At 73.1% G+C, this 7,687-nt stretch carries 5 protein-coding genes; 1 reads left to right on the top strand and 4 read right to left on the bottom strand.

Going from position 1 to position 7,687, the window contains the following annotated elements:
- The 4 genes from ACI795_RS19310 to tkt all read right to left on the bottom strand — a co-directional run.
- Window positions 1-1,156, bottom strand: a 1,156-nt coding sequence (locus ACI795_RS19310; protein WP_457077282.1) for a glucose-6-phosphate dehydrogenase assembly protein OpcA, incomplete at its 3' end; no start/stop codon positions are given.
- A gap of 49 nt (window positions 1,157-1,205) precedes the next feature.
- A complete protein-coding gene (gene zwf, locus ACI795_RS19305; RefSeq protein WP_457077281.1) occupies window positions 1,206-2,729 on the bottom strand; it encodes a glucose-6-phosphate dehydrogenase in 1,524 nt (507 codons plus the stop codon).
- A 114-nt stretch (window positions 2,730-2,843) separates the two neighbouring features.
- A complete protein-coding gene (gene tal / locus ACI795_RS19300) occupies window positions 2,844-3,950 on the bottom strand; it encodes a transaldolase (protein ID WP_457077280.1) in 1,107 nt (368 codons plus the stop codon).
- Between the two features lie 84 nt (window positions 3,951-4,034).
- Window positions 4,035-6,272, bottom strand: a complete 2,238-nt coding sequence (gene tkt, locus ACI795_RS19295) for a transketolase (protein WP_457077279.1) — start codon at window positions 6,270-6,272, stop codon at window positions 4,035-4,037.
- Between the two features lie 322 nt (window positions 6,273-6,594).
- Between tkt and ACI795_RS19290 the strand changes: the two genes are divergently transcribed.
- The gene (locus ACI795_RS19290) at window positions 6,595-7,518 is read left to right on the top strand and encodes a heme o synthase (protein ID WP_457077278.1); all 924 of its coding nucleotides are present in this window, start codon (window positions 6,595-6,597) and stop codon (window positions 7,516-7,518) included.
- The last annotated feature ends 169 nt before the right edge of the window (window positions 7,519-7,687 follow it).

Below are 7,687 nucleotides of genomic sequence, written 5' to 3'. Positions count from 1 at the left end.
GTGCTCTTCCTTTGTAGTCGTGCTGGGCGCTGTGGGGGTTGTGGTGGGTGTCGGGGGGGGTGTCGGGGAGGGTGGGGGCGGGCGCGGCGGAGGGCCCCGACGCGGCGGGCACCTCGGGCTCCTCGGCGTTCAGCTCCGACTCGGCCGCCGCGGGCGACTGTTCCGGCCGCATCGGGTCGTACCAGACGTGGTCGCGGCAGGCGGGGCGGTCGGAGAGCCCGGAGAGCCCGGACACCGCCTCCAGCGCCTCGCTGAACGGCTCGTCGGGGTCGAGCCGGCGCAGCTCCTCACCGATCAGCTCGCCCAGCGAGCGGTCGGCCAGCGCGACGACGGCCTCCGGCCGGAACGGCTGGGTGATGACCGCTCCGCCCTTGCGGTCGTCCTCGACCCGCAGCTCCTCGTCCTGGTCCAGCCGCAGCACCACCGCGTGCACCCCGGACGCACCGGGCACCCGCGGGGTGTCGACCACCTCGATGGCGCAGCCGCACCGGGAGGACAGCCACCCGGCGACCAGCTGGGCGGTGGCGCTGGCCGGGTCGCCCTCGACCTGGCCGCCGTGGACCCGCACCGGCTCGCCGCGCCGGCCGGCCACGGAGTCCAGCGTCGAGGCCAGCGTGGCCCGCCACGGGGTGCTCCGGGTCCAGGCCAGGTCGGTGTCCCCGGGGGCGTAGTCCGACGCCCGGTTCCGCAGCGCGGCCACCGGGTCCTCGGCCAGGGCGGAGTCGGTGATCCGCCGGTCGGCGATGACGCCCAGGGCGTCCCGCGCGATGAGCTCCGGCGGCGTCTCGTGCCACCAGGTGACGACGGGCGCGTCGGCCGCCAGGAGCGGCAGCACCACCGACTCGGCGTGCAGGCCCAGCCGGCCGTACATGCGCATCACGACGGCCTCACCCGGCCCGAGCCGCCCACCGATCAGCACCTCGGCGTCCAGTCGGGGCACCGGGGCCTCGACCTGGCGGCGGACGACGATCAGCAGCCGGCAGGGGTGTGCCTCGGCGGCCGAGGCGGCGGCCTGCTCGGCCTCGGCGACCCGGCGCTCGTCGGCGACGACCACCAGGGTCAGCGCGACGCCGCTCATCACGGCGCCGCCGGTGCGGCGCTGGGCCGCCAGTTCCTTGACCACCGCGGATCCGGTGGTGTCCCACAGCGTGGTCACGAGGTCAGCTCCTCAGCTCGCGAGGGTGGGGGGAGGGCAGGGGTCGCGGTCACGGTCGGCGCCATGCGCGGCCCTCGGCCTCCAGCATCGCGTCGGCGGCCCGGGGCCCCCACTCGCCGGCTCGGTAGGAGTGCGGGGTGGTGCCGGCCCAGAAGCTCTCCAGGGGGTCGATGACCGCCCAGGACGCCTCGACCTCGGCGTTGCGCGGGAACAGCGTGGCGTCCCCGAGCAGCACGTCCAGCAGCAGCCGCTCGTAGGCCTCGGGGCTGGCCTCGGTGAACTGCTCGCCGTAGAGGAAGTCCATCGAGACGTCGCGGACCTCCATCACGCTGCCGGGCACCTTCGAACCGAACTTCAGCGTCATGCCCTCGTCCGGCTGGACGCGGATGACCAGCTGGTTGTGCCCCAGCTCCTCGGTGTCGGTCGGGGCGAAGGGCAGGTGCGGGGCGCGCCGGAAGGAGAGCGCGATCTCGGTGACCCGCCGTGGCAGGCGCTTGCCGGTGCGCAGGTAGAACGGGACGCCGGCCCAGCGCCGGGTCTCCACGCCCAGGCGGACGGCGGCGTAGGTCTCGGTGGTCGACTCGGGGTCGACCCCGTCCTCCTGCCGGTAGCCCTTCGCCCGCTGGCCGGCGAGCCAGCCCTGCTGGTACTGGCCGCGGATGGCGAACCGCGCCATGTCGTCGTCGTCGGGGATGGAGACCGCGCGGAGGACCTTCAGCTTCTCGGTGCGGATCTCCTCGGCGGAGAACTCGACCGGCTCCTCCATCGCGGTCAGTGCCAGCAGCTGCAGCAGGTGGTTCTGCAGCACGTCCCGGGCGGCGCCGGTCTTCTCGTAGAAGCCGGCCCGGCCGCCGATGCCGACGTCCTCGGCCATGGTGATCTGCACCGAGTCGACGTGGTGGCCGTTCCAGATCGGCTCGAACAGCGAGTTGGCGAAGCGGAGGGCCAGCAGGTTCTGGACCGTCTCCTTGCCCAGGTAGTGGTCGATCCGGAAGACGTCGTCGGCGGTGAAGACCGAGTCGACCAGGGCGTTCAGCTCGCGGCTGGAGGCCAGGTCGGTGCCGAACGGCTTCTCGACGACGACCCGGCGCCACCGCTCCTGGGTGCTCTCGGCCATGCCGGTGCGCTGCATCTGCTTGAGCACGACGGGGAACAGCGCCGGCGGGATGGACAGGTAGAACGCGGCGTTGCCGCCGATGCCGTGGCTGCCCTCGAGCTCGGCCAGGTTGGCGGCGAGCTCGTCGAAGGCGTTGTCGTCGTCGAAGGAGCCCTGGACGAAGCGGACGCTGTTGGCCAGCCGCTCCCAGACCTCCTCGCGCCACGGGGTGCGGGCGTGCTCCCGGGCGGCCGACCGGGCCAGCTCGGAGAACTCGACGTCACCCCAGTCACGGCGGGCGAAGCCCAGGAGGGCGAAGTTGGTGGGGAGCAGGCCGCGGTTGGCCAGGTCGTAGACCGCCGGGAGGAGCTTCTTGCGCGAGAGGTCACCGGTGATGCCGAAGACGACGAGAGCGCAGGGCTCGGGAACTCGGGGCAGCCGCCGGTCCCGCGGATCGCGCAGCGGGTTGGTGGACATCGTCTCCGTCCTCGATCGCTGGGTGCCCGCCGTCCGGCCCGGGAGGACCGGGCCGGACGGCGGGTCGGGTGGTTCAGGTGGTGCGGTGCGGGTGCGCCGGGGACCGGCGCACCGTCACTTCTTGTCCTGCAGCTGCTCCTGCACGGAGCCGGTCAGCTCGTCCCAGGCGTCGACGAACTTCTGCACGGCCTCGTCCTCGAGGACGCGGAAGACGTCGTCCAGGTCGACACCGGCGTCGGTGACGGCCTGCATGACCTGGGCGGCGTCCGCGTAGGCGGACTGCACCGGGGTGCCGGCCTGGCCGTGGTCGGCGTAGGCCTGCATCGTCTTCTCCGGCATGGTGTTCACCGTGTCCGGGGCGATCAGCTCGGACAGGTACAGGGTGTCGGAGTACTCCGGGTTCTTGACCCCGGTGGACGCCCACAGCGGACGCTGCTTGCTGGCGCCCTTGGCCTCCAGCGCCTTCCAGCGGTCGGAGGAGAAGACCTCCTCGTAGGCCTGGTAGGCCAGCTGGGCGTTGGCCACACCGGCCTTGCCCTTGAGCGAGGCGTCGGCGCCCGCGGCGTCCAGGCGCTTGTCGATCTCGGTGTCCACCCGGGACACGAAGAACGAGGCGACCGACTCGATGCCCTCGAAGGAGGCGTCGGGGTTCTCCGCCAGGCGCTGCTCGAGGCCGGCGATGTAGGCCTCCATGACCGCCTTGTACCGCTCGAGGCTGAAGATCAGCGTCACGTTCACGCTGATGCCGGCCGCGATCGTCTGGGTGATCGCGGGCAGGCCCTCGACGGTCGCCGGGATCTTGATGAACAGGTTCGGCCGGTCGACCAGCCACCACAGGTGGGCGGCCTCGGCAGCGGTCGCGTCGGTGTCGCGGGCCAGGCCCGGCGCCACCTCCAGCGAGACGCGGCCGTCACGACCGGTGCGCGCCGCGACCGGCGCGAGCAGGTCGCAGGCGTCCCGGACGTCGGCCGCGGTGATGGTGCGCAGCGCCTCCTCGACGCTCACCTTGCGCACCGCCATGGCGTGCAGCTGGTCGTCGTAGGACGACGAGCCGCTGATCGCCGCGGCGAAGATGGACGGGTTGGTGGTGACGCCGACGACGCTGTGCTCGTCGACGAGCTGCTGCAGGTTGCCACTGCGGATGCGGTCGCGCGAGAGGTCGTCGAGCCAGACGGCGACCCCCGCCTTCGACAGCTGTGCCAGGTTCTCGTTCTGGGCCATGTCATGCCCTCCTGTCGGTGTTGTGGTGGCCCCGGTGCCCCCCCGCCCCGAGCTCGCGAGGGGTGGGGGGCACCGGGTCCTTGATCAGTGGTCGCCGGTGGCGTCGGAGCCGTAGACCCCGCCGCGGGAGACGCCGGCACCGCTGGGGGGAGTGGCGCCGGAGGCCGCGGCCTCGATGCTCTCCCGGGCAGCGGCGGCGACCGCCTCGGCGGTCAGGCCGAACTCCTCGTAGAGCTTCGAGTAGCTGGCGCTGGCGCCGTAGTGGTTGAGGCCGACGATCCGGCCCGCGTCGCCGACGAACTCCCGCCACCCCATGGGGACACCGGCCTCGACGCTGACGCGCGCCTTCACCGACGGGGGCAGCACCTCGAGGCGGTAGGCCTCGTCCTGCTCGGCGAACCACTCCCAGCAGGGGAGGGAGACGACCCGGGTCGGGACGCCGGCGGCCTCGAGCTGCTCACGGGCGGCGACGGCGATCTGCACCTCGGACCCGGTGCCCATGAGGATCACCTCAGGGGCGCCGTTGGACGCCTCGGCGAGCACGTACCCGCCCTTGGCCACGCCCTCGGCCGAACCGAACTCGGTCCGGTCGAAGACCGGCAGGTTCTGCCGGGACAGCGCCAGCCCGGCCGGCCGGTCGTTGTTCTCCAGGATCGTCCGCCAGGCGACGGCGGTCTCGTTGGCGTCGGCGGGCCGGACGAAGTCCAGCCCGGGGATCGCCCGCAGCGCGGCGTAGTGCTCGATCGGCTGGTGCGTCGGCCCGTCCTCGCCCAGGCCGATGGAGTCGTGCGTCCACACGTAGGTCACCGGCAGCTGCATCAGCGCCGCCAGCCGCACGGCGCCGCGCATGTAGTCGGAGAAGGTGAGGAACGTGCCGCCGTAGACGCGGGTGCCGCCGTGCAGCGCGATGCCGTTCATGACCGCGCCCATGGCGTGCTCGCGGACGCCGAAGTGGAGGGTGCGCCCGTAGGGGCCACCGGTCCACATCTTGGTCTGCCGGTTCGCCGGCAGGAACGACGGCTCGCCCTTGACCGCGGTGTTGTTGCTCTCCGCGAGGTCGGCCGAGCCGCCCCACAGCTCGGGGACCTCGGGGTACAGCGCGGCGAGGACCTCGCCGGAGGCCTTGCGGGTGGCGACGCCCTTGGGGTCGGCGTCCCAGGTCGGCAGGTTCGCCGCCCAGCCCTCGGGGAGGGTGCGGGTGGTCATCCGCTTCAGCAGGGCCCAGCCCTCGGGGTTGGCCTGCTGCCACGCGTCGAACTCCGACTGCCAGGCGCGGTGCGCCTCCTGGCCCCGGGTGACGGCCTTGCGGGTGTGCTCGATGACCTCGGGCGCGACCTCGAAGGTCTGCTCCGGGTCGAAGCCGAGGATCTGCTTGGTGGCCTTGACCTCGTCCTCGCCCAGCGCCGAGCCGTGCACCGCGCCGGTGTTCTGCTTGTTGGGCGAGGGCCAGCCGATGACGGTGCGCAGCACGATCAGCGACGGGCGGGTGGTCTCGGCCTTGGCGGCGGCGAAGGCGGCGTCCAGGGCGGCGAGGTCCTCGCCGTCGTCCACGTGCTGGACGTGCCAGCCGTAGGCCTCGTAGCGCTTGCCGACGTCCTCGGTGAAGGCGACGGTGGTGTCGTCCTCGATGGAGATCTTGTTGTCGTCGTAGACGAGGACCAGGTTGCCCAGCTGCTGGGTGCCGGCCAGCGACGACGCCTCGGCGCTGACGCCCTCCTCCAGGTCGCCGTCGGAGGCGAAGGCCCAGATGGTGTGGTCGAACAGGCTCTCGCCCTCGGGGGTCTCCGGGTCGAACATGCCGCGCTCGCGGCGGGCCGCCATCGCCATGCCGACGGCGTTGCCCACGCCCTGGCCCAGCGGACCGGTGGTGGTCTCGACGCCGGCGGTGTGGCCGACCTCGGGGTGGCCGGGGGTCTTGGAGCCCCAGGTGCGCAGCGCCTTGAGGTCGTCGAGCTCCAGGCCGTAGCCGGCCAGGTAGAGCTGCACGTACAGCGTCAGGCTCGAGTGGCCCATGGAGAGCACGAACCGGTCGCGGGCCACCCAGTTCGGGTCGCTCGGGTCGTGCTTCAGCCACTTCTGGAACAGCAGGTACGCGGTGGGCGCCATGCTCATCGCGGTGCCGGGGTGGCCGTTGCCGACCTTCTGCACCGCGTCCATCGCCAGCACGCGGGCGGTGTCGATGGCCTTGCGGTCCAGGTCGCCGAAGCCCTCGGGCAGCGTCGGCCGGGGCTGACGCGGCGAGCCGGTGGCGGTGTCGGTGGCGGCCTCGGGCGACGCCTCGGGGCGGGTGGCTTCCGTCGAAGAAGAGTTGTCAGTGCTCATGTGGCGCTCGGTGCTCCCTCGGGGTAGGTCGATGTCGGGCCGCCCGGGGGCGCGGGGACCCACCCACCCCGGGCGGACGACGGTGCGCACCACGGCCGCCCCGGTCGGGCGCGGTCGGAAGTCGGGAGCGGTGGGTGCGCCGGCGTCCTCGACGACCGCCCTACCCGCTCTACGCGCAGAGTCAACGTGATCAAACCCTAGTGGTGCCCGCCCTTTTCCACCGGGCGGCCCCGGCTACAGTGTCCGAGCAACCCATTCCCCCTGCGGAGAAGGACCTCGTGGTGGCCTGCTGCCCGCGCGACGCCGCGCTCATGGGCCCCCGGTGACGGCGATCGCCGACCGCGCCGTGAGCCGAACCCGGACGGTGCGTCCGCTCCGGTCGACGGTGGCCGCCTACGTGTCGCTGACCAAGCCCAAGCTCGTCGAGCTGCTGCTGGTCACCACGCTGCCGGCGATGATGCTCGCGGCCGGGGGCTGGCCGGGCACCGGTCTGGTCCTGGCCACCCTGGTGGGCGGCATGCTCGCCGCCGGGGCGGCCAACACCGTCAACTGCTGGTACGACCGCGACATCGACCGGCTGATGTCCCGCACCCGGGACCGGCCGATCCCCAGCGGGGTCATCGCACCCCGCAACGCGCTGGTCTTCGGCGTCATCCTCGCCTGGGTCTCCCTGGTCCTGCTGGGGCTGTTCACCACGCCGCTGGCCACGGCCCTCGCGGCCGCCGCGGTGCTGGCCTACTCGGTGCTCTACACGATGGTGCTCAAGCGCCGGACCAGGCACAACACGGTGTTCGGCGGGCTGCCGGGCGCGGCTCCGGTGCTGATCGGCTGGGCCGCCGTCACCGGATCGCTGGACTGGCCGGCCTTCGTCTTCTTCGGCATCGTCTTCTGCTGGCAGATGCCGCACTTCTGGGCGTTGGCCAGCCGGTTCCGCTTCGACTACTTCCGGGCCGGGGTGCCGATGCTCTCCGTGGTGGCCGGGCCGGTCACCGTCGGACGCCAGTCGGTCGCCTGGGCCTGGGGCACCCTGGGCACCTCGCTGCTGATGGTGCCGGTGACGCCGCAGCTGGGCTGGATCACCGGCGTCGCCACCCTGGGTCTGGGCGCCTGGTACGTCGCGGAGTCCCACGCCTGGCTGCGGCGGATCAAGGCCGGCGTCCCCGACCGGCCGATGCGGCTGTTCTCGGTGTCGATCACCTACATGACGCTGCTGTCGATCGCCCTGGTGGCCGACGTCCTCGTCTGACGGAGGGCGGCCCCGCGCTCCGCAGTACCCGCGCCCGCAGCGTGCCTCGGGGATCAGGTCAGCTGATCGTGGGGGGGGGGGGGGGGGGGGGGGGGGGGGGGGGGGGGGGCGCCCCCCCCGCCCCCCCGCGCCGGGGGGGGCGGGGGGGGGGGTCGGTGGGGGCGCGGGG

The organism is Modestobacter sp. SYSU DS0290 (assembly GCF_054050955.1).
This window is presented reverse-complemented; position numbering and strand designations above follow the sequence as displayed.

Coding starts and splice junctions, on each gene's coding strand:
- zwf (WP_457077281.1), bottom strand. CDS start 2,729: ATGTCCACCAACCCGCTGCGCGATCCGCGGGACCGGCGGCTGCCCCGA.
- tkt (WP_457077279.1), bottom strand. CDS start 6,272: ATGAGCACTGACAACTCTTCTTCGACGGAAGCCACCCGCCCCGAGGCG.
- tal (WP_457077280.1), bottom strand. CDS start 3,950: ATGGCCCAGAACGAGAACCTGGCACAGCTGTCGAAGGCGGGGGTCGCC.